The 203-nt window shown below is 50.7% G+C and carries 1 rRNA gene; it reads right to left on the minus strand.

The window, feature by feature from the left end:
• Positions 1–203 (minus strand): 23S ribosomal RNA (locus KO531_RS22340); the annotation flags it as partial.

The raw sequence follows: 203 nt of genomic DNA on the forward strand, positions 1-203 counted from the left end.
CTAACCTGAAGCTTAGAAGATTTTCCTGGAAGCATGGCATCAACTACTTCAGTCCCTTAGGACCTCGTCATCAGCTCTCAGTGTGTACATTTAAGTACGTGTCCCCGGATTTGCCTAAGAACACCACCTACCACCTTAAACGCGGACTACCAACGCCGCGCTAGCCTAGCCTTCTCCGTCTCTCCATCGCAGTTAGCGGAAGT

The organism is Shewanella sp. NKUCC06_TVS (genome assembly GCF_019345515.1).
In the GTDB taxonomy this organism is placed as follows: domain Bacteria; phylum Pseudomonadota; class Gammaproteobacteria; order Enterobacterales; family Shewanellaceae; genus Shewanella; species Shewanella oncorhynchi.